Origin of the sequence: Mycoplana sp. BE70, from assembly GCF_031455855.1 — a bacterium.
GTDB lineage: Bacteria > Pseudomonadota > Alphaproteobacteria > Rhizobiales > Rhizobiaceae > Mycoplana.
The window spans coordinates 158281-177578 of the sequence record NZ_JAVDTM010000001.1 but is presented as its reverse complement, the minus strand read 5'-3'; the positions used below and the strand labels follow the sequence as shown (position 1 = coordinate 177578).

General features: G+C 62.8%; 19 protein-coding genes. 7 read left to right on the top strand and 12 right to left on the bottom strand.

All coding sequences use genetic code 11. The features are described from left to right. The first annotated feature begins 94 nt into the window (after nucleotides 1-94). Both J2Y48_RS00910 and J2Y48_RS00905 read left to right on the top strand, forming a co-directional pair. Entirely contained in the window at nucleotides 95-526 is a 432-nt protein-coding gene (locus J2Y48_RS00910) for a hypothetical protein (RefSeq protein WP_310411292.1), read from the top strand. 68 nt (nucleotides 527-594) lie between these two features. Further along, nucleotides 595-1248 (top strand): response regulator transcription factor, encoded by a 654-nt coding sequence (locus tag J2Y48_RS00905; RefSeq protein ID WP_310411290.1) that lies wholly within the window; start codon nucleotides 595-597, stop codon nucleotides 1246-1248. 58 nt (nucleotides 1249-1306) lie between these two features. Here the strand turns inward: J2Y48_RS00905 and J2Y48_RS00900 are convergent, their stop codons facing one another. Beyond that, complete coding sequence (locus tag J2Y48_RS00900) at nucleotides 1307-4804, bottom strand: PAS domain-containing hybrid sensor histidine kinase/response regulator (protein WP_310411287.1); 3498 nt, start codon at nucleotides 4802-4804, stop codon at nucleotides 1307-1309. A gap of 201 nt (nucleotides 4805-5005) precedes the next feature. Between J2Y48_RS00900 and mscL the strand changes: the two genes are divergently transcribed. The 3 genes from mscL (at nucleotide 5006) to galE (ending at nucleotide 7832) form a co-directional block, all read left to right on the top strand. After that, the gene (mscL, locus tag J2Y48_RS00895; protein WP_310411284.1) at nucleotides 5006-5437 is read left to right on the top strand and encodes a large conductance mechanosensitive channel protein MscL; all 432 of its coding nucleotides are present in this window, start codon (nucleotides 5006-5008) and stop codon (nucleotides 5435-5437) included. Between the two features lie 154 nt (nucleotides 5438-5591). Further along, nucleotides 5592-6758 (top strand): pyridoxal phosphate-dependent aminotransferase, encoded by a 1167-nt coding sequence (locus tag J2Y48_RS00890; RefSeq protein ID WP_310411281.1) that lies wholly within the window; start codon nucleotides 5592-5594, stop codon nucleotides 6756-6758. 81 nt (nucleotides 6759-6839) lie between these two features. Then, nucleotides 6840-7832 carry a UDP-glucose 4-epimerase GalE gene (galE, locus tag J2Y48_RS00885; protein WP_310411278.1) on the top strand — a complete coding sequence of 331 codons (993 nt, stop codon included), beginning with the start codon at nucleotides 6840-6842 and terminating at the stop codon, nucleotides 7830-7832. Between the two features lie 26 nt (nucleotides 7833-7858). Here the strand turns inward: galE and J2Y48_RS00880 are convergent, their stop codons facing one another. The 11 genes from J2Y48_RS00880 to J2Y48_RS00830 all read right to left on the bottom strand — a co-directional run bounded on the left by J2Y48_RS00880 (nucleotide 7859) and on the right by J2Y48_RS00830 (nucleotide 17543). Then, nucleotides 7859-8155, bottom strand: a complete 297-nt coding sequence (locus J2Y48_RS00880; RefSeq protein ID WP_310411274.1) for a chorismate mutase family protein — start codon at nucleotides 8153-8155, stop codon at nucleotides 7859-7861. 456 nt (nucleotides 8156-8611) lie between these two features. Beyond that, complete coding sequence (gene cydB, locus J2Y48_RS00875) at nucleotides 8612-9616, bottom strand: cytochrome d ubiquinol oxidase subunit II (RefSeq protein ID WP_310411271.1); 1005 nt, start codon at nucleotides 9614-9616, stop codon at nucleotides 8612-8614. After that, nucleotides 9613-11007 (bottom strand): cytochrome ubiquinol oxidase subunit I, encoded by a 1395-nt coding sequence (locus J2Y48_RS00870; RefSeq protein WP_310411269.1) that lies wholly within the window; start codon nucleotides 11005-11007, stop codon nucleotides 9613-9615. The genes cydB and J2Y48_RS00870 overlap by 4 nt, the downstream gene beginning before the upstream one ends. A 188-nt stretch (nucleotides 11008-11195) precedes the next feature. Next, nucleotides 11196-11426: a hypothetical protein gene (locus J2Y48_RS00865; RefSeq protein ID WP_310411267.1), complete on the bottom strand. Its 231-nt coding sequence runs from the start codon at nucleotides 11424-11426 to the stop codon at nucleotides 11196-11198. A 292-nt stretch (nucleotides 11427-11718) separates the two neighbouring features. Further along, the gene (locus J2Y48_RS00860; RefSeq protein WP_310411264.1) at nucleotides 11719-11961 is read right to left on the bottom strand and encodes a hypothetical protein; all 243 of its coding nucleotides are present in this window, start codon (nucleotides 11959-11961) and stop codon (nucleotides 11719-11721) included. Nucleotides 11962-12266: 305 nt separating this feature from the next. After that, nucleotides 12267-13436: a M20 aminoacylase family protein gene (locus J2Y48_RS00855; protein ID WP_310411261.1), complete on the bottom strand. Its 1170-nt coding sequence runs from the start codon at nucleotides 13434-13436 to the stop codon at nucleotides 12267-12269. A 1-nt stretch (nucleotide 13437) separates the two neighbouring features. Then, on the bottom strand, nucleotides 13438-14259 hold the full coding sequence (locus tag J2Y48_RS00850) for an ABC transporter permease subunit (RefSeq protein ID WP_310411258.1): 822 nt from the start codon (nucleotides 14257-14259) through the stop codon (nucleotides 13438-13440). Next, nucleotides 14259-14990 carry an ABC transporter permease gene (locus J2Y48_RS00845; protein WP_310411255.1) on the bottom strand — a complete coding sequence of 244 codons (732 nt, stop codon included), beginning with the start codon at nucleotides 14988-14990 and terminating at the stop codon, nucleotides 14259-14261. Before J2Y48_RS00845 ends, J2Y48_RS00850 begins: the two co-directional genes overlap by 1 nt. A 105-nt stretch (nucleotides 14991-15095) precedes the next feature. Then, nucleotides 15096-15878 carry a transporter substrate-binding domain-containing protein gene (locus J2Y48_RS00840; protein ID WP_310411252.1) on the bottom strand — a complete coding sequence of 261 codons (783 nt, stop codon included), beginning with the start codon at nucleotides 15876-15878 and terminating at the stop codon, nucleotides 15096-15098. 80 nt (nucleotides 15879-15958) lie between these two features. Beyond that, complete coding sequence (locus J2Y48_RS00835) at nucleotides 15959-16738, bottom strand: transporter substrate-binding domain-containing protein (protein WP_310411249.1); 780 nt, start codon at nucleotides 16736-16738, stop codon at nucleotides 15959-15961. A 31-nt stretch (nucleotides 16739-16769) separates the two neighbouring features. Continuing rightward, nucleotides 16770-17543, bottom strand: coding sequence for an ABC transporter ATP-binding protein (locus J2Y48_RS00830; RefSeq protein WP_310411246.1), 774 nt, complete (start codon nucleotides 17541-17543; stop codon nucleotides 16770-16772). Nucleotides 17544-17788: 245 nt separating this feature from the next. On the opposite strand from J2Y48_RS00830, the gene J2Y48_RS00825 reads away from it, so the two are divergent. Together J2Y48_RS00825 and J2Y48_RS00820 are read left to right on the top strand one after the other, a co-directional pair. Next, complete coding sequence (locus tag J2Y48_RS00825) at nucleotides 17789-18667, top strand: arginine deiminase family protein (RefSeq protein ID WP_310411244.1); 879 nt, start codon at nucleotides 17789-17791, stop codon at nucleotides 18665-18667. Beyond that, nucleotides 18664-19293 (top strand): TetR family transcriptional regulator C-terminal domain-containing protein, encoded by a 630-nt coding sequence (locus tag J2Y48_RS00820; protein WP_310411241.1) that lies wholly within the window; start codon nucleotides 18664-18666, stop codon nucleotides 19291-19293. The genes J2Y48_RS00825 and J2Y48_RS00820 overlap by 4 nt, the downstream gene beginning before the upstream one ends. Nucleotides 19294-19298: the final 5 nt, after the last annotated feature.

The following is a 19298-nucleotide window of genomic DNA, read 5'->3' as shown; positions in this document are numbered from 1 at the left end:
AAGTACGCAGATTGCGCAGTAGCGCTTGCAGCATCGCCGCGGGAATGTCCACGGACAAATTCATCGGGCGGCGCCGTTTTGAGGAGGAAATCGGATGCGGAAGACGATTGCCGGCCTTGCGTTCATCCTGCCGCTCATCATGGCGGGGGCATCGAACGCCGAAGGCGAGGGGCGCTACCAGATGGAGCGCAACGCCGATGGCTTCGTCCGACTCGACACCGTCACCGGCGAGATGTCGGTCTGCAAGGAGGCCTCCGGTCAATTGACCTGTCGCATGGCTGCGGACGAGCGCGCCGCCTTCGAAAAGGAGCTCGATCGTTTGGCGAAGCGTGTGGAAGCGCTTGAGAAGGCACAACGATCAGGCGTTTTCGCGGACAAACCGCGCCTGCCGACCGACGAGGAGATTGACCGGACCATGGGCATCATGGAAAGAATGATGCGACGCTTCATGGATATCGTGAAGACACTGGAGGGTGGGGAGGACAAGACCAGCCCCCAGAAGGACCAGATGCCAGACAAGACCTGAGCGCGGCCGCAGTTCAATGTCGCGTAGCGGGGGGCTGATCATGACTGTGCTCTTGGGAGGGAGCCCGCATGACGACAGGACTGACAATCATCATTGCCGATGACCATCCGCTGTTCCGGGGGGCGCTGAAGCAGGCCTTGCAGGGAATGGCGGACGCGCCGGAAGTCGTGGAAGCGGGCGATTTCGAGACGGCGCGCACGACGGCCGAACTGCATCCGAACGCTGATCTGCTGCTTCTCGATCTGGCAATGCCCGGCGTCAGCGGGCTTTCGGGATTGATGATCCTGCGGTCGGAAATGCCGAGCCTGCCGGTCGTGATCGTTTCGGCCAGCGACGACGCCGCGACGATCCGGCGCGCGCTGGACCTCGGCGCCTCAGGGTTCATTTCCAAGTCCGCCTCGATCGATGAAATCCGCCAGGGGATTGCCACCGTCCTCGAGGGCAATATCTACACGCCCGACGGCTATGAACGCGGTATCGAACAGGACGCCGAGATCGGCGATCTGATCAACCGGCTGCGTACACTGACGCCGCAACAGTCGCGGGTCCTGTCGATGCTGGCGGAGGGGTTGCTCAACAAGCAGATCGCCTATGAGCTCGGCGTTTCCGAGGCGACGATCAAGGCGCATGTCTCGGCGATCCTCCTGAAATTGAACGTCGACAGCCGTACCCAGGCGGTCATCCAGCTCGGCAAGATCGGAGCCACGGTCGCCGTCGCCTGACGGCACTGGCAATGCACACGCTCGAGGGAAGGCCGTTCCGGGCTGCGTTCGGGCCGCGCTATTCCGCCGCGACCTTCAAATTGGCGAGTCGCGTCAGCCAGGCGCGCATCGAAGCGGGACGCACCGGCTTGTTCTGGAGCGAGATGTCGCTGTTTTCTGCCAGCATTCGCACCTCGGCCGAGCGATCGGCCGTGATGAGCAGGCCGGGAATATCGGAGCCGTGCGCAGCGCGCACGCGGGCTATCGCCGTGACACCGGTGCCGTCGCCCAGATGGTAGTCGGCGATGATCGCGTTCGGCGGCGCGCCGTGACCGGCCAGAAGCACATCGATTGCACTAAATGAATCCGCAGTCACGACCTCGCAGCCCCAGCCGGTCAATAGCAACTCCATGCCGTCGAGGATCTTCGGTTCGTTGTCGATGCAGAGCACTCGCAATCCACGCAACTGCTCGCCGGCTGGCGGCTCTTTGGTTGCGGCGGCTTTGCGGCCGGTGGCAATGGTATCGATCGGAATGCGGACCTTGAAGCTGGTTCCCCTGCCCGGCGTCGACTGCAGATCGACGGGATGGCCGAGCACGCGCGAGATCCGGTCGACGATCGAAAGGCCGAGCCCGAGCCCTGGTGCCGTGCGGGCCCCTTCGTCAAGCCGGATAAACTCCTTGAAGACGGTGCGAAATTTCGACGACGGGATGCCGATGCCGGAGTCGAGCACCTGGACGCTTGCATATCCGCCCTTACGCCGCACCCCGACAAGCACCTTGCCGGAATTGGTGTATTTGATCGCGTTGGAGACGAGGTTCTGCACGAGGCGCCGCAACAGGTTCGGATCGCTCCGCACCGCAAGGGAGCTCGCCACGACCGTCAGCGTCAGGTTCTTCGCCCGCGCCATCGGCGCAAAATCGGTCTCGATCCGCTTCAAGAGGTCGTCGAGGCGCACGATTTCCAGACGCGGCTTCATTGCCCCGGTATCGAGGCGGGAAATATCCAGAACCGCGCCAAGAATGGTTTCGACCGACTCCAGCGAGGAATCGATATTCTGGACCAACGGCCGGTTCTCGGAATCGCCGAGCCGTTCGACCAGGGACGTGGAATAGAGCCGGGCGGCATTGAGCGGCTGCAGAATGTCGTGTCCGGCGGCGGCGAAGAACCGTGTCTTGCCGAGATTGGCCTCTTCGGCGGCGGCGCGCGCCTCGGCCAGCTCGGTGTTGACCCGGGTCAGTTCGGCGGTGCGTTCATCGACGCGAAGTTCCAGCGTCTCGTTTGCGAGCTTCAGCGCCCGGTCGGCTTCGACCCGTTCGGTGATGTCGGTGAAGGTCGCGACGAACCCCTTGTCAGGGATGGCGTTGGAGACAACTTCGACGATGCGGCGACCGCCCGACAAAACGAGTTGGAGCGGCTGATCGAATTCCATGATGCCATTGAGGATCGCCCGCCTTTCCGCCGCGGCGACATGACCCTCGGCGACCAGGATGTCGATCACGTCGGTGAGCGCGAAGCCGACCTGGCCGACCTGTTCGGGCAGATCGAGCAACTCGCGAAACCGGCGGTTCCACACCGTAAGATTGTTCGCGCTGTCGAATACGGCAATGCCCTGGTTCATCCGGCCGAGGGCCGTCTGGAGTATGCCCTGATTGTACTGCAGGGCCTCGCTGGCCTGGTCGAGAAGCCAGCTTGTGTCGGCGGTGGTATCGTCGATCCGCTGTAGCGTGAGCGACAGGACGAGCCGTGCCGAGGAGGAGCCGATCGCACTGCCGAGCACCTGCTCGGAGAAGTGGATGAGTGCGATGTCGGCGGGCTTATTGTCCTCGAGCCATCGGCCGGCTTGCTGCTCATAGGTGTGGAACGAGCGTTCGGTCCGCTCCTCGCCAAGGTAGGTGGCGACGGTGTTCTTCAGATCGCGGACCGTCACCTTCGTCTTGCTGCCACGGAAGGCACGCTCGAGCTGGGGGCGCGAGTGGATGAAGATGTTCGCTTGCAGGCGCTCGCTGTTCGTCGGGTTGCGCGACAGTGAGCCGATGATGAACGCGCCGGTGTTGACAAGCAGCGCCAACACGGAGGCAGCGACCAATGGATCGGCCTTCTCTCCGGAAAATACGCCGACCCCCGGCAGCAGAAAGCCGAGGATCGACGTCGCCAGGCCGGAGTTCTCGCTCAGGCCGAGGCTCGGCAGGAAGAGCAGGTAGGCCCAGACCAGCAGGCCGGAAACCATGCCGGTAATCGCGCCCCGGGCGTTTGCCTGGCGCCACAGAAGGCCGCCGAGCAGGGCGGGCGCCACCTGGGCGATTGCGGCAAAGGCGAGCAGCCCGATCGAGGCCAGACCGGCGTTCGAGGTGGAAAACCGATAGTAGGCATAGCCGAGCAGCAGAACGAAGAAGATCGCAAGCCTGCGAATACGCAGCAGCGTTCTCGTCAGGTCCTCTTGCGGCTCGGCCTTGCCGATCAGGTTGCGCCGGAGAACGACGGGGATGACGATATCGTTGGAGATCATGATCGACAGCGCCACGCATTCGACGATCACCATGGCCGTTGCGGCCGAAAAACCGCCGATGAAGGAGACGAGCGTCAGGATCGGCTGGCCCTGCGCCAATGGCAGCGCCAGCACGTAGAGATCGGCGTCGCCCAAACCCTGGAAGGTGAGCAGGCCGCCGATCGCCACCGGCAGCACGAACAGGTTGATCGCCAGAAGATAGAGCGGAAACAGGTAGCGGGCGGTGCGCAGTTCCCCGGCAGTCCGGTTTTCCACGACGGTCACATGGAATTGCCGTGGCAGCATGACGATGGCGAAGGCCGACAGCACGATCAACAGCAGCCATCGCGCCACCGGCGTCTCGTACGACAATGCCGTCATGACGCGCTGGCTCTCGGCGGCACGCAGCCAAAGGTCGCCAAGTCCGTCGAACATGAAATAGACGACATAGACGCCGACGGTCGCGAAAGCGAAAAGCTTGACGACCGACTCCATCGAGATCGCCAGGATCAGGCCGTCCTGATGTTCCGTCGCGTCCGTGTGTCGCGTGCCAAAGATCGCGGCGAAGCAGGCAAGGAACAGGGAGACGATCAGTGGCAGGTCGATGATGGAATGGCTCTCCGCAAAGCCGTATTCGTAGAAATCGACCACGACCTTGACCGAACTCGACACCGCCTTCAGTTGGAGCGCGATGTAGGGAATGGCTCCGATGAGCGCGATGAGCGCGACGATTGCCGCCACGCCCGGGCTTTTCCCGTAGCGTGCGCCGACAAAATCGGCGATCGAGGTCAGGCGCTCGGACTTTGCCAGTCCGACGATCCGGCGGATCAGCGGCAGTCCCAGCGTGAACATCAGGATCGGGCCGATGTAGATCCCGAGGAATTCCGGTCCCTGGACGCTGGCAAGGCCGACGCCGCCGAAATAGGTCCAGGAGGTGCAATAGATGGCGAGGCTCAGCGCGTAGACCAGCGGCCGACCGCGGGTGGCCGCGTCCGGTGCGCGCGTCTTCCTGTCGCCGTAGGTGGCCACCGCGAAAAGCAGCAGCAGATAGGCGAAGGCCGCGGCGAAGATGGTCCAGCCGGGCAGCATGCGTCCTCCCAGATCGGCGGGACCCTTACCCGCCGCCCGGCACAATAGGGCATTCAAACGGCAAAGAAAATCGAATGCGGCTTAGTCTTAAGTCCGATAAATTCCGGAAAGGTTGCAGGATCGCCAGTGGCGCGCAATGGGTGTTCCATGCGACGAAAAACTGCATTAGGTTGGAGATGCAGGCAGCAACAGGAGATGCACATGCTCAACGAATTCAAGGCGTTCATTGCCCGCGGCAATGTGATGGATCTCGCCGTCGGCGTCATCATCGGTGCGGCGTTCAGCAAGATCGTCGAATCGGTCGTCAACGACCTGGTCATGCCGATCGTCGGCGCGCTCACGGGCGGCGGCTTCGACTTCTCGAACTATTTCCTGCCGCTGTCCTCGACTGTCACCGCGAGCACGCTGGCCGCTGCGCGCGAGCAGGGGGCGGTTTTTGCCTATGGCAGCTTCATCACCGCCCTGATCAACTTCCTGATCCTCGCCTGGATCATCTTCCTGATGATCAAGGGCGTGAACCGTGTCCGCACCAGCGTCGAGAAGCAAAAGGTGGCAGAAGCGGCGCCGCCGCCGGAAGACGTCCAGTTGCTGACGGAAATCCGCGACCTCCTGAAGACGCGATCCTCGGTGTGATCCTCGCCAAAAATGCGAGCCGGGTCGCGCCTTCATCACCGAAATCGATCGGAGTGTCAGACAAACTCGCGTGATCGGGCACCGAAATTCCGTTAGAGATCGATCGGAGACGGTCGGCCGGCATTGAACGCGCGCCGCCCGCAGCGGAGAAGTCATGAATATTGTCAATAGCCTGAGCCCGCGGGCGCTGCAGGCGCCGGAAAGCGGCATCGTCGAAGTGGTGAACTACGCGCGCGGTCGGGAAGGGCTCATCCCGCTCTGGGTCGGCGAAGGCGACCTGCCCACGCCGTCCTTCATCTCCGACGCGGCTATGGAGGCTTTGACGGCCGGCGAGACCTTTTATACCTGGCAGCGCGGCATACCGGAGCTGCGCCAGGCGCTCTCGCGCTACTACGAGCGTCAGTTCGGCCGCGCGCTGTCGCCTGAGCATTTCTACGTGGTCGGCTCCGGCATGCAGGCGATCCAACTGGCGCTTCAGGCGCTTGCTTCTCCCGGGGACGAGATGGTCTATCTGAGCCCCGCCTGGCCGAATTTTGCCGCCGCCGCCGAGATCGCCGGGATCCGGCCACTGGCCGTCCCGCTGGCATTCACGGGTGGGCGTTGGCAACTGGATCTGGCGCGGCTGGAGGCGGCGATTACGCCCAGGACGAAGGCGCTCTTTATCAATACGCCCTCGAATCCGACCGGCTGGACAGCGACACATGACGACCTCAGGGCAATTCTCGAAATCGCGCGCCGCCGCGGTCTCTGGATCATGGCCGACGAGATCTACGCTCTCTACTTCTACGCCGGCGGCAGGGCGCCGTCCTTCCTCGACGTGATGGACGAAGGCGACCGGATTGTCTTCGTCAACTCGTTCTCGAAGAACTGGTCGATGACCGGTTGGCGTGTCGGCTGGATCGTCGCTCCGCCTGAGATAGGACAGGTCATCGAAAATCTCGTCCAGTACTCGACCTCCGGCGTGGCGCAATTCCTGCAGAAGGGCGCGGTCGCAGCCCTCGATGCGGGTGACGATTTCGTCCTGTCCAACATCGAAAAAGCAACCCGTTCGCGCGATCTGCTCTGCGATGCGCTGATCGCCACGAACCGCGTCGAGACATTGAAGCCGGATGGCGCCATCTACGCCTTCCTGAAAATCGACGGCGTAAACGACGTCCGCAAGACGGCTCTCGACATCGTCGACAAGACCGGCGTCGGGCTTGCGCCGGGCACGGCTTTTGGTGAGGGCGGTTCGCTCTTCATGCGGGCCTGCTTCCTGCGTGATCCCGCTCAGGTCGCCGAGGCCGCCGAGCGGCTGTCGCGCTACATCGCATCGCTTTAGGCTAAAAACGGCCGCATTGCTTCTTCACCGCCATGGCGCTTTTATGCGTCGTTTCAGACACGAGAGTTGGAAGGGACCCCGATGGCGGTACTAGTAACTGGAGGAGCAGGCTATATCGGCTCGCACATGGTATGGGCGCTCTGTGACGCCGGCGAAGAGGTCGTCGTCATCGACCGGCTCTCCACCGGCTTCCGCTGGGCGGTCGCACCCGAGGCCCGCTTTTACGAAGGCGACATCGCCGATCGCGAATTGCTGCGGCGAATTTTCGCGGAGAACCCGATCGACGCCATCATCCATTTCGCCGGGTCGATCATCGTGCCTGAATCGGTCGCCGATCCGCTGAGCTACTACGAAAACAACACCGTCAAGTCGCGCGCGTTGATCGCCGCGGCCGTGGAAGCGAAAGTCCCCCACTTCGTCTTTTCATCCACCGCGGCGGTCTACGGCACGCCGGACACGGCAGACCCGGTCGAGGAGACGGCGCCGCTGCGACCGGAATCTCCCTACGGCGCGTCGAAGCTGATGACGGAGATCATGTTGCGCGACACCGCGCTCGCGCATGATTTCGCCTACACGGCGCTGCGCTATTTCAACGTCGCCGGAGCTGATCCGCGCGGCCGCACCGGCCAGTCGACGAAAGGGGCGACGCACCTGATCAAGGTCGCCGCAGAGGCTGTGCTCGGCAAGAGGCAGGGCATGGACGTCTTCGGTACGGATTACCCCACGCCGGACGGAACCTGCATTCGCGACTACATCCATGTCAGCGACCTTGCGAACGCTCATCTGAAAGCACTTGAACGCATGCGCGCCGGCGGCGACTCGATCGTCGCCAACTGCGGCTATGGTCGCGGTTTCTCCGTGCTGGAGGTGCTCAATCGCGTCAAGGAGGTTTCGGGCGTGGACTTTCCGGTGCGGATCGCCCGCCGGCGCCCGGGCGATGCCGTGTCGATCGTCGCCAACCCCGCAGTGGCGATGCGGGAGCTGAACTGGCAGCCAAAGCACGACGATCTTGCCTTCATCGTCCGCACGGCGCTCGACTGGGAAGATCACCTCGCCCGTCGCAACCAGATCTGACGCGGCTCCGGCGCTCGCGCGGCAACTTATTCGCCGAGACGTTCTGCCTCATAGGCAATCGAGTGCTGGATCAGGCTGTTCCACAGGTCGTCGTAGAACGCTTCGTCGAGACCATGCTGCCGCGCGTTTTCGCGTGCATTGGCGCGGACTTCCTCGACGCGCGCAGGAATGTCGGCCTTCAGTCCAAGGCCTGCCTTGATCTCGGCCGCGCGGCCGATGAAGGTCCAGCGCTCGGCGAACAGCTGCATCAGCGCGCGGTCGATCCGGTCGATGTTCTCGCGGATTTCCGCCATGGTCCGGCATTCGGCTGCTGTCTCAGGCATTCTCTGTCTCCGGTCTTGTTCGCGTGTGCTTGCCCCGCGGTCATTGCGGTTGGCTGTAACAAAGCAGGAGGAGAGAGGAAAGATGAAAGCGCCTGCGGCGGCGCCGTGCCACATAGGGACCGCGCGAAAGACAGGGAGGGTGCGGTCCTGTTCCTGTTTCCGGCGGTCCCGTATGCTGGCCAAGGACAACCTAGAACACGAAGCTTGAGCGAGCCTTAAATTAACAGGCACTAAAGGGTTGTGTTGGTGGTGGCGGGCTTACCTTAGGTGAGGCGATAGGGATGCAATACCGGAACGGCAGCAAAAAACTTGCCGTAACCGAGCGGTTCTGTGGCAGCGGCGCTCAGGCGCCCAGCGCGAACCTGATGATAAGGCCAACAAGGGCGACGGTTGCGACGCCGGCGATCCAGAGGCCTGCAAACCACATCAGCTTTCGGCCGATTCCGCCCGCAGCCATCAGTGATATCCCTCTTCCGGATCGACCTTGCCGCGGAAGACCCAGTAGGCATAGGCCGTATAGGTCAGGATGATCGGCACCAGCACAATGGTGCCGACAAGCAGGAAGACCAGGCTCTCCTCCGGCGCCGCGGCTTCCCAGATCGTCAGCGAAGTGGGGACCATGTAGGGGTAGAAACTGATCCCAATGCCGGCAAAGCCGAGTACGAACAGGCCGAGTGCCGCCAGGAAGGGCTGGCTATCGTGTTCGCTACGCAAGCCCCGAAGCAGAAGCAGGAAACACCCCAGCACGAGCAGAGGAACGACGATGCTGAAGATGGCGGTCGGCCAGCCGAACCAGCGATTGAGGTAGGCGGGTTCGAGGAAGGGTGTCCAAAGGCTGAAGACACCCATTGCGACAAGCGTTCCGATTGCAGCGCGAAGTGCGTGGACGCGGGCGCGTGCGGCAAGATCGCCGCTTGTTTTCATCACCAGCCAGGTGGAGCCGAGCAGCGCGTAACCGATCAAAAGCGCCACGCCGGTGGCGATCGAGAACGGTGTCAGCCAGTCCCACCAGCCGCCGGCATAGGTCCGGTTTTCAACCGGGATGCCCTGGACAAGGGCGCCGAGTGCGACCCCCTGGGCAAAGGTGGCGACCATGGAGCCGCCAGTGAAGGCGCCGTCCCAGAGGAACTCGCCGCGCCGGGTACGCCACCGATACTCGAACGCGACGCCGCGAAAGATCAGCCCGAGCAGCATCGCGATGAGCGGCATGTAGAGGGCCGGCAGGATCGTTGCATAGGCGAGCGGAAAGACAGCCATCAGCCCGCCGCCGCCCAGCACCAGCCAGGTTTCATTGCCATCCCAGACGGGGGCGACCGAGTTCATCATCACGTCGCGGTCGTGCTTTTCGGGAAAGAAGGGGAAGAGGATGCCGACACCGAGGTCGAATCCGTCGAGGATGACATAGGCCAGGACCGCAAAAGCGATGATCGCGGCCCAGATGAAGGGAAGGTCGATGGTCATGGCGTGCTCCCCTTGTGACTGTGTGCCGGCGTGATGCCGGCGGAGCGAAGGGGACCCTCCTCCAGATCCGGCCTAGCGTCATGCGGCAGGCGCGACATCAGGCGCAGGATGTAGAAGGTGCCGGCGCCGAAGACGAGGAAGTAGACGATCACGAAGGCGGTCAGTGAGGTTGCAACCGCGGGCGCGTCGATCGGTGAGTGCGATTGCGCCGTCAACATGTGCCCGTAGACCGTATAGGGTTGCCGCCCGACCTCGGTCGTCACCCAGCCGCACAGGACCGCCACGAAGCCCGCCGGTCCCAGCAGTACCGCGGCGCGATGGAGCCAGCGGTTCGATGCGAGCGTTCCCCGCCAGCGGCACCACAGCGACCACCCGCCGATGCCGAGCATCGCAAAGCCGATGGCGACCATGATGCGGAAGGACCAGAAGACGATCGCGACCGGTGGTTCCAGTTCGTCGGGCACCGTGTCGAGCCCATCCAGCGGCGCGTCGAGGCTGTGCTTGAGGATGAGGCTGGAGAGTTTCGGGATTTCGATCGCGTAGTCCACTCTCTTTTCCGTCTGGTTGGGAATGCCGACGAGGATGAGCGGTGCGCCCTGCGGATGGCTGTCGAAGTGACCCTCCATGGCCATGACCTTCGTCGGCTGGTGTTCCAGCGTGTTCAGCCCGTGTAGATCGCCGGCAAAGATCTGGATCGGTGCGACGATCGCCGCCATCCACATGGCCATCGAGAACATGGTGTACGAGCGCCGGTGTGCCGTGTTCCTCAGGAGATGCCACGCGCCGACACCGCCGACCACGAAGGCGGTGGTCAGGTAGGCGGCGAGCACCATGTGCACGAGCCGGTAGGGGAACGACGGACTGAAAATGACCGCCCACCAGTCCGTTGGGACGAATTGTCCGGCGGCATTCATGGCGAACCCGGCAGGGGTTTGCATCCAGGAGTTCGCCGCGAGGATCCAGGTGGCCGAGATCAGCGTGCCAAGTGCCACCATGCAGGTGGCGAAGAAGTGCAACCCGGCACCGACCCGGTTCAAGCCAAACAGCATGATGCCGAGAAAGCCGGCTTCAAGGAAGAAGGCCGTCAGAACCTCGTAACCCATCAACGGTCCGATGACCGGCCCGGCCTTGTCCGAGAAGACGGCCCAGTTCGTGCCGAACTGGTAGGTCATGACGATGCCAGACACGACCCCCATGCCAAAGACAAGCGCGAAGATCGTCTTCCAGAAGTCGAATAGCTCCTGATAGACCTCGTCCTTCTCCCACAGCCAAAGCCCGTTCAGTACCGCCAGATAGCTGGCAAGGCCGATCGAGAAGGCGGGGAAGATGATGTGGAACGACATCGTGAAGGCGAATTGGAGCCGGGCCAGCAGAGCAGTATCCAGCATCATGCATCCTTCCTCGGCCAGTCGGGCCGGGCGAAAGCAAGCCGCGGGTCGGCGCGGACATATAATGAATGTGGCGCGGAACGGCGAAACGTCAATTCCGATGCGAACGGCAGGTTGTCAAACGGACGCTACCGCGCGCGGGAAACAGCAGGGGCGGGGATGCATTCCGCAAGCACTCCGGAGGACTCCGGTCACTTCAAGGGCATTTGCCAGTTGTGGCTATGCTTTCGTTCGGCGCAGTGCCCGCTGGCTGCATTGCAAGGCCTTTCTCCGATCCGTCCGGTCTCCTTCCGGGCGAGGCCGCCATTGCCCAGCCACTCGTCGACCTGGACAAAATGGGGCAAGCCGAAGCTTTGCGGGAAGGCGGAGGCAGCGGTTGCGGGCAGCGCCAGAACCACAGCGGCAACGACAAGGCTTTTCATTTTTAGATCCTCGGAGCTCTGCCCGGTCACAAGGCCCAGTGCCGCAAATGGGCCGTTCACTGTATTTTAATAAAATCTGATATAAAAGAAACGTTGACCAAAGCGTGGTCTGCCCCTGGCAGTGAAGCAATCCACCGCTTGGAGGATGAACGCACGGTCACACTGCCCCGATGGAGCGGGGAAGAAAACCCGTGTCTGATTGCGGGGCCGACGCCGATTGGTTGGCACGGAAGGGTCCCCGACCAACCGCCAGCCGCAAGGCGGTCATTCGGGGACCGATGTCATCGCGGGTTCAGTTCTTCTGGGAACCCTCTTGAACCGGCTTGGCTGAAGGGTCGGCGCAGCGCCGCACCGTCTTGACGCCAAACTTGCAAGTCTGCAGTTCGACCGACCCGGTCATGGTATTGTCTATCATGCTTTCATTGGACGCGATGATCGGATCTCCGAACCTTGCGCGATCAAAATTTGCGGTAACTGCAAATGCACCAGTGGCCGAAACGGCCACGACAGCAATCGATACAACGAATGTCTTCATGGTGAGGTCCTTTGATTGCGGGGAACATCGGACATCCTCGTGCAGCAAACGAATCATATGGGGTAAAGGCGGGTTGTGTTAAGTGGGGTGTCAAACGAAAAATCGTCACGTTTTAGTGATCGCTGAAAAACAGCGGGCCGATCCGGCCATTCCGGGCGGCGAAGAGCGCCGCGCGCTTACTACAATTGGAGGGTCGTGGCCCGAGCGGGCCGTGAAAATGGAGCGGATTCCGGTTCCGCGTACCTCAAAAGAAAAGCGGCGCATTCTTTAGCGCCGCTCTTAAAAAGGATAGCCCTTACCCGACCTCAGACGGGCCTGAGATAGCTCTCGGTGAGCTCCGTCCAGAAAGCCGCGCCGATCGGCAGCAGGTCGTCGTTGAAGTTGAAGCCGGGGTGATGCAGCGGCTTTGCCTGGTCCGACGCCTTGGCGCCGAGGAAGAAGTAGCTGCCGGGGCGCTCCTTCAGCATGTAGGCGAAATCTTCGCTGCCCATGAACGGTCGCGGCAGATCGACCACCTTGTCGGCACCGGCGAAACGGGTGGCGAGATCACGCAGCAGGTCGGTTTCGGCCTTGTGGTTGATGGTGGCGTCGTAGCTGCGCCGGTAGTCGACCGTCGCGGTCATCGCGTAGCTTTCGGCCTGACGCTCGGCGATCAGGCGGATGCGACGTTCCAGCTCGTCACGGACGCCGGGATCGAAGGAGCGGATGCCGACGACGATTTCGGCCCGCTCGGGGATGATGTTGCTGGCTGAGCCGCCGTGGAAGGAGCCCACGGTGACGACGGTCGGGTCAAGCGGATGGATGTTGCGCGATACGATCGACTGCAGCGCCATGATGATCGAAGCGCCGGTGACGATCGGATCGGCGGTCTCCTGCGGCTCGGCGCCATGCCCGCCCCGACCGTTGACCGTGATGCGCGCCTCGTCGACGGCGGCCATGATCGGCCCTTCGCGCAGGGCGAACTGGCCGAAGGGCAGACCCGGTTCGTTGTGAAGCGCAAAAACGGCATCGCACGGGAAGCGGTCGAACAGGCCTTCCTCGACCATGATCTTCGCGCCGCCGAAATTCTCCTCCGCCGGCTGGAAGATCAGGTGAACAGTGCCGTCGAAGTTCTTCCGTTCCGCAATGGCGCGCGCCGCGCCAAGCAGCATAGCCGTGTGCCCATCGTGGCCGCAGGCATGCATCAGGCCGGGCGTCTTGCTGGCGTAGGGCAGGCCGGTTTCCTCGAAGATCGGCAGCGCATCGATGTCGGCACGAATGCCGATCGATTTGCGGCTGGTGCCGTTCGAGAGCGTCGCCACCAGGCCGGTCTTCGCCAGTCCGCGCGTCACCTTGTAGCCGTAGCTTTCCAGATGCCGCGCAATTACGTCCGAGGTGCGCACCTCCTCCAGCCCGAGTTCTGGATGGGCGTGCAGGTCGTGGCGGATGGCGACCAGTTCCGGGATGGCGTTGGTGAGGGAAGCGCGAATGTTCATGTCAGGCACCACGAGTTGGAATCTTGTTTTCGAGATAGCGGAACCCCACAACGAGGATCGCTGTCAAGCAAAGGTAGATGAGTGCAAGCAGGAGCAGGGGCTCGTAGGTCAGGTAGGTCATCTGCCGGATCTTGGAAATCACGGCGTAGACGTCGATGACGGTGATGGTGGCGACCAACGGGGTCGATTTCAGCTGCAGCACCGTCTCGCCGTTCAACGTCGGCAATGCCCGGTGGATTGCGCGCGGGAGCCAGATGCGGCGGAAGACCTTCCAGCGGCTCATGCCGTAGGCGCGGGCCGCCTCCAGTTCGCCCGCGGGCACGCCGGCGAAGGCGCCGCGCATCACCTCGCCCTCGTAGGCGGCGAACGAGATCGTCAGGGCGGCGAGGCCATAGGGCCATGCCTCGCGCAGATAGGGCCAGAGGAACGAGTCCCGGATGGCCGGAAACTGGGGAAACAGCGAGCCCAGGCCGTAGTAGAGCAGCCAGAGCTGGAGCAGCAGCGGCGTGCCGCGGATGATCGTACAGAAGCCCTTGGCGAGCATCTTCAGCGGCCACGGGCCGGTGACCTGAACAAGGCCAATCGGGAGCGCGAAGAGAAAGCCGAGAATGCAGGTGCTGAAAAGCATCAGCAGCGTGACGCCGACGCCGGACAGAAGCCGTCCGCCATATTCCGGCACCCAGTCCCAGCGCATGAACCAGACGACGCAGAAGACCATGATCGCCGCGATTGCCATCAGCGCGATCCGGTGCGGCTTGAAGAAGCTTTGCCGGTTCGGCAGTTCGGTGAGCGCCATGGCGTCGATCGTGCTGCCCTCGCTCATCATGCTGTCGCCACCATGCCGCGCCGCGCGCGGGCTTCAATAATGCGGATGATCACGTTCGAAACGAGCGTAAGGGTGAGATAGAGGGCGCCGGCGGCGCAGAAGAACAGCAGGTAGGCCTTGGTGCTGCCGGCCGCCTGGCGCGTCACGAGCGTCAGCTCGCTGAAACCGACGACGGCGAGCAGCGCGGTGTCCTTCGTGGCGATCAGCCAGAGATTGGAGAGGCCGGGGATGGCATGCGGCAGCATGGCGGGCAGCGTCACGCGCCGCATGATCTGGGCGGGCGACATGCCGAAGGCGCGGGCAGCCTCGATCTGACCGGCCGGCACGGCCTTGATCGCCCCGCGTAGCACCTCGGTCGAATAGGCGCCCTGCACGACGCCGATGACGAAGATGCCGGCGGCAAGCCCGCTGATGTCAACGGGGCCGTAGCCGATCGCCGACATCAGCTGGTTCAGAAGATCCGTTCCCGCATAGTAGAGAAGCAGGATCAGCACGAGTTCCGGAATGGCCCGCACGAGGGTCGTGTAGACCTCGAGCAGATCCTTCAGCACGGGTCCGCCATAGAGCTTGCCGAAGGCGCCGCCGGTTCCGAGCGTGAGCCCGAGTGCATAGCCACCGACCGCGATCTTGATCGAATTGAGGAGACCTCCAAGAAGCACGCCGCCCCAGCCGGGCGGGTCGAGCGCCAGAAGGCTCCAATTGATCAAACTACCGGGATCGGTCGCCATGAACCTTGTATCCGTTTGAATCCGGCCGGTCGCCCGGCGGAAAAGTCGTTGACAGTACCAGCCAGGAAGCCGTGCCGCGCTTCCCGCGGCACGGCTCGAGACGGATCATTCGCCGTAGATGTCGAAGCTGAAGTAATTCTTCGTGAACTCTGCGTAGGTGCCGTTGTCTCGGATCGCCTTGATTGCCGCGTTGAGCTTGGCCTTCAGTTCATCCTCGCCCTTGCGGAGGCCGATGCCGGTGCCGACGCCCAGGATCGCCGGATCGTCCTTGACCACGCCCTTCATCTCGCAACAGGCCTGGCCTTCCTCCGTCTTGAGGAAGTCCTCGAGCGGGATCAGGTCGGCCTGGATCGCGTCGATGCGCCCGGCGACCAGATCCTGGTTCGCCTCGTCCTGCGTCTGGTAGATCTTCACGGTCGAGCCATTGCCGCTGAAGTACGTGTTTGCGTAGACTTCCTGCGTCGTCGATACCTGGACGCCAATCGTCTTGCCGGCGAGACCTTCCGGCGTGGGTTCGAACGCCACGCCCTTCGTGCCGATCACACCGCTCGGTGTCTTGTAGTACCGGTCGGTGAAGTCGATGGTCTTCATGCGTTCTTCGGTGATCGTCATCGAGCCGATGATGACGTCGATCTTTTTCGACGTAAGCGCCGGGATGATGCCGTCCCAGGCAACCGGGGTCAGTACGCAGTCGAGCTTGGCTTCGGCGCAGAGGGCCTTTTGAAAATCGATCTCCCAGCCTTGCCAATTGCCTGTTGCGTCGGGCGATGTGAACGGCGGATACGGTTCGGCCGCCAAGCCGACCTTGATTGTTTCCGCGGCGGCGGCGCCCGCGGCGATGATGCCGAGCGCGGTAGCCATCGCCAGGATTTTCGCAGTCTTTTTCATGCTGTTCCCTTGGTTTTTTTTAGCAATTCAAAGGTCACGGGGCTGGCGCGCTTCTCCCGATGCGCGCCAGCCGACGGTGATCAGTCGCCGTACACGTCGAAGTCGAAGTACTTCTTGGTGATGGTATCATAGGCGCCGCTTGCACGGATCGCCTTGATCGCGGCGTTCAGCTTGTCCTTCAGTTCGGTTTCGCCCTTGCGCATACCGACGCCGACACCGGCACCGAGGATCGCCGGGTCATCCTTGACGAGACCCTTGAGCTCGCAGCAGTCCTTGCCCTGATCAGTCTTCAGGAAATCGCTGAGGGCGATGGAGTCGGCCTGGACGGCGTCCAGACGGCCGGCGGCCAGGTCATTGTTGGCTTCGTCCTGGGTCTGGTATTCCTTCAGCGTCGACGTCGCGCCGAAGTAGTGGTTGGCGTAGGCCTGGTGAATGGTCGCGACCTGGACGCCGATGGTCTTGCCGGCCAGGCTTTCCGGAGTGGCGTCGAAGGCCACGCCCTTCGGCCCGATCACGCCGGTGGGCGTGTTGTAGTATTTGTCGGAGAAGTCGATCGTCTTCTGGCGTTCGGCGGTGATCGACATCGAGCTCATGATCATGTCGATCTTGCCGGAGGTGAGCGCCGGGATGATCCCGTCCCAGGCCACCGGGGTCAGCACGCACTCGAGCTTGGCCTCGGCGCAGACCGCATTCATGAAGTCGACTTCCCAGCCTTCCCACTTGCCGGCGGCATCAGGCGCGGTGAACGGCGGATAGGGCTCGGCCGCAACGCCGACCTTCAGTGCAGCGGCGGCTGCGCCGGTGATGCCGGCCAGGCCGACGACGGCGGCCAGCGCGAGCGTTTTCAATGCAGTCTTCATGCTTTTTCCCCTCTGTTGGTTATTTATACTTTCAGTGGATGGAGCTGATAAACTTCTTCAATCGTTCCGATTTCGGTGCGCCGAAGATCTCTTCGGGCGGGCCCTGCTCCTCGATCACGCCATTGGCGAGGAAGACGATGTGGTTGGCCACGTTGCGGGCGAACTTCATCTCGTGCGTCACGAGGATCATCGTGCGCTTTTCCTTCGCCAGGTCGCCGATAACGGTCAGCACCTCTCCCACCAGTTCCGGATCGAGTGCCGACGTTGGCTCGTCGAAGAGCATGACATGCGGCTGGACGGCGAGCGCCCGGGCGATGGCGGCGCGCTGCTGTTGGCCGCCGGAGAGGAACGCGGGATAGGCGTCGCGCTTTTCGAACAGGCCGACGCGGCGAAGGATCGCCTCGGCGCGCTCCACCGCCTTGGCCTTCTGCTCGCCCAGAACATGGACGGGCGCCTCGATCACGTTTTCGAGGATCGTCATGTGTTGCCAGAGATTGAAGCTTTGGAACACCATTCCCAGGCGCGAGCGAATGCGCTGCACCTGCTTCCGGTCAGCCGGCATGAGGCCGCCGTGGCCGTCCTTCTTCATGGCGATCGTTTCGCCGTGGATCGTCACGGATCCGGCGCTGGGGAGTTCCAGCATGTTGATGCAGCGAAGCAAGGTGGACTTGCCCGAACCAGACCCGCCGATGATGGCGATCACGTCGCCTTCTCGTGCCGTGAGCGAAACCCCCTTGAGGACCTCGAGCGGTCCGAAGCGCTTGTGCAGGTTTTCGACTGCGATTGCCTCGGCGCGATCCGTCATCGGACAGATTTCTCCGCGCGGCAGAACACAGCATCACTCATGCGCATTTCTTCCCCTGTTTTTCTTCGCACACCGTGCCGTTGCAGCCGGTGGCTCTTCGTCGTGCGGGCATCTTCGGCTCGTCACGTCCTTCCATTGACACCATCGTTGCACTTGTGGCGTAATTGTTCAAGCGTATAATAACCCGCGTCGCCGACTTTTTGTTTGGCGCCGCCAAAACGCCTTTTCGGTCAAAGGAGTAGCTCATGTCCGCGTTCGGATCCCAGGAAATGTCGGCCCCGCTCTTGCGCGTGCTGATGCGCCGTCCCGGCCCGAGCCTGGTCGCCGCCGATCCGGTCAAATGGCACTACGGGCCGACTTTCGACGGACAGAAGGCGGTGCGCCAGTATGCGGAATTCACTCGGCTCGTAGAAAAGTCGGGGACGGAGATCATCTGGCTCGAAGATTCCGCCGACGGGCTCGCCGATGCGATGTTCACGCACGACCCCTCGCTGATGTCCGACCACGGCGCGATCATCCTGCGTATGGGCAAGCCGCTTCGGGCGAACGAGACCGAACTGCACGAGAAGGCCTATGCCGAACGGCAGATCCCCATTCTTGGGCGGATCGAGTCCCCGGGCACGGTCGAGGGCGGCGATTGCATCTGGCTCGATACGAAGACGCTCGTCGTCGGCCGGGGCGTGCGCACCAATCAGGAGGGTATCGACCAGTTGACGAGCATGCTTGCGCCGCATGGCATCTCGGTGCTGGCCTATGACCTGCCGCTCTGGCAGGGCGAGGAGGCGTGCCTGCATTTGATGAGCGTGATGAGCCCGCTTGCCGGCGACCTCGCTCTCGTCTTCGCGCCGCTCCTGCCGGCAGCATTCTATCTGCTTCTCAAAAAACGTGGCATTCGCCTGATCGAGGCACCGGCCGACGAGTTCCATGCCAGCAACGGGCTTAGCCTCAACGTCCTTCCGACCCGGCCGAACGAGGTCATCATGGTTGCCGGCTTTCCCAAGACGAAGGCGGCGATGGAGGCTGCCGGCTGCACGGTCGAAACCTTCGAGGCCGACGCGCTCTGTATCGCCTGCGAGGGCGGCCCGACTTGCCTGACGCGGCCTGTCCTCAGGCGGGCTGCATGACGAGACGCCCCTTTCATCGCGCGCCCGAAAGCGAACGCCGCCACGATCTGATCGAGGCGACGCTGGACTGCATCGCCGAATCCGGCTTGCAGGGCGCGACGGTGCGCCAGATCGCCATCAAGGCCGGCGTGACGGCCGGGCTGATCCGGCACTATTTTTCCTCCAAGGAGCACATTCTCCACGAGGCCTATCGGGTGGTGATCGCCCGGCTGACGGAAAAAGCTGAGCGCGTGACCGGCGACCCGGAGGAGCGGCTGCGCTCGTTCATCGTCATCAACCTGACGGAGCCGGTTGCGAATAGCCGCAGCCTGTCGCTCTGGGCCTCGTTCATCAGCCAGGTGAGCGTCGACCCGATGCTTTCGGCCATCCACCGCGAGGGCTATCTCAGTTTCCGCGATGCGCTGGAGGGGTTGCTTGCCGACTTCCTCGCGAACAGGGGGCAGGATGCCAGCCCGGCGCGCTGCCGGGCGCTTGCCATCGCGATAAACGGACTGCTCGACGGTCTCTGGCTGGAAGGCTGCCTGGCGGGAGATCTTTTCGAGGAAAGCGAACTGGTGAAAATCGCACTCGCCTCCGTCGAGGCGTTGGTAGGAGTGCCGATCGGGTTGCCGAAGGCAATTGACTAGAAATG

What these genes read in the sequence shown, in the direction of transcription:
- J2Y48_RS00890 (WP_310411281.1), top strand. Translation starts at nt 5,592, where the DNA reads ATGAATATTGTCAATAGCCTGAGCCCGCGGGCGCTGCAGGCGCCGGAA.
- J2Y48_RS00905 (WP_310411290.1), top strand. Translation starts at nt 595, where the DNA reads ATGACGACAGGACTGACAATCATCATTGCCGATGACCATCCGCTGTTC.
- J2Y48_RS00820 (WP_310411241.1), top strand. Translation starts at nt 18,664, where the DNA reads ATGACGAGACGCCCCTTTCATCGCGCGCCCGAAAGCGAACGCCGCCAC.
- J2Y48_RS00830 (WP_310411246.1), bottom strand. Translation starts at nt 17,543, where the DNA reads ATGACGGATCGCGCCGAGGCAATCGCAGTCGAAAACCTGCACAAGCGC.
- J2Y48_RS00845 (WP_310411255.1), bottom strand. Translation starts at nt 14,990, where the DNA reads ATGGCGACCGATCCCGGTAGTTTGATCAATTGGAGCCTTCTGGCGCTC.
- J2Y48_RS00840 (WP_310411252.1), bottom strand. Translation starts at nt 15,878, where the DNA reads ATGAAAAAGACTGCGAAAATCCTGGCGATGGCTACCGCGCTCGGCATC.
- cydB (WP_310411271.1), bottom strand. Translation starts at nt 9,616, where the DNA reads ATGACCATCGACCTTCCCTTCATCTGGGCCGCGATCATCGCTTTTGCG.
- J2Y48_RS00835 (WP_310411249.1), bottom strand. Translation starts at nt 16,738, where the DNA reads ATGAAGACTGCATTGAAAACGCTCGCGCTGGCCGCCGTCGTCGGCCTG.
- J2Y48_RS00900 (WP_310411287.1), bottom strand. Translation starts at nt 4,804, where the DNA reads ATGCTGCCCGGCTGGACCATCTTCGCCGCGGCCTTCGCCTATCTGCTG.
- J2Y48_RS00865 (WP_310411267.1), bottom strand. Translation starts at nt 11,426, where the DNA reads ATGAAAAGCCTTGTCGTTGCCGCTGTGGTTCTGGCGCTGCCCGCAACC.
- J2Y48_RS00860 (WP_310411264.1), bottom strand. Translation starts at nt 11,961, where the DNA reads ATGAAGACATTCGTTGTATCGATTGCTGTCGTGGCCGTTTCGGCCACT.
- J2Y48_RS00825 (WP_310411244.1), top strand. Translation starts at nt 17,789, where the DNA reads ATGTCCGCGTTCGGATCCCAGGAAATGTCGGCCCCGCTCTTGCGCGTG.
- J2Y48_RS00880 (WP_310411274.1), bottom strand. Translation starts at nt 8,155, where the DNA reads ATGCCTGAGACAGCAGCCGAATGCCGGACCATGGCGGAAATCCGCGAG.
- galE (WP_310411278.1), top strand. Translation starts at nt 6,840, where the DNA reads ATGGCGGTACTAGTAACTGGAGGAGCAGGCTATATCGGCTCGCACATG.
- mscL (WP_310411284.1), top strand. Translation starts at nt 5,006, where the DNA reads ATGCTCAACGAATTCAAGGCGTTCATTGCCCGCGGCAATGTGATGGAT.
- J2Y48_RS00850 (WP_310411258.1), bottom strand. Translation starts at nt 14,259, where the DNA reads ATGAGCGAGGGCAGCACGATCGACGCCATGGCGCTCACCGAACTGCCG.
- J2Y48_RS00855 (WP_310411261.1), bottom strand. Translation starts at nt 13,436, where the DNA reads ATGAACATTCGCGCTTCCCTCACCAACGCCATCCCGGAACTGGTCGCC.
- J2Y48_RS00870 (WP_310411269.1), bottom strand. Translation starts at nt 11,007, where the DNA reads ATGATGCTGGATACTGCTCTGCTGGCCCGGCTCCAATTCGCCTTCACG.
- J2Y48_RS00910 (WP_310411292.1), top strand. Translation starts at nt 95, where the DNA reads ATGCGGAAGACGATTGCCGGCCTTGCGTTCATCCTGCCGCTCATCATG.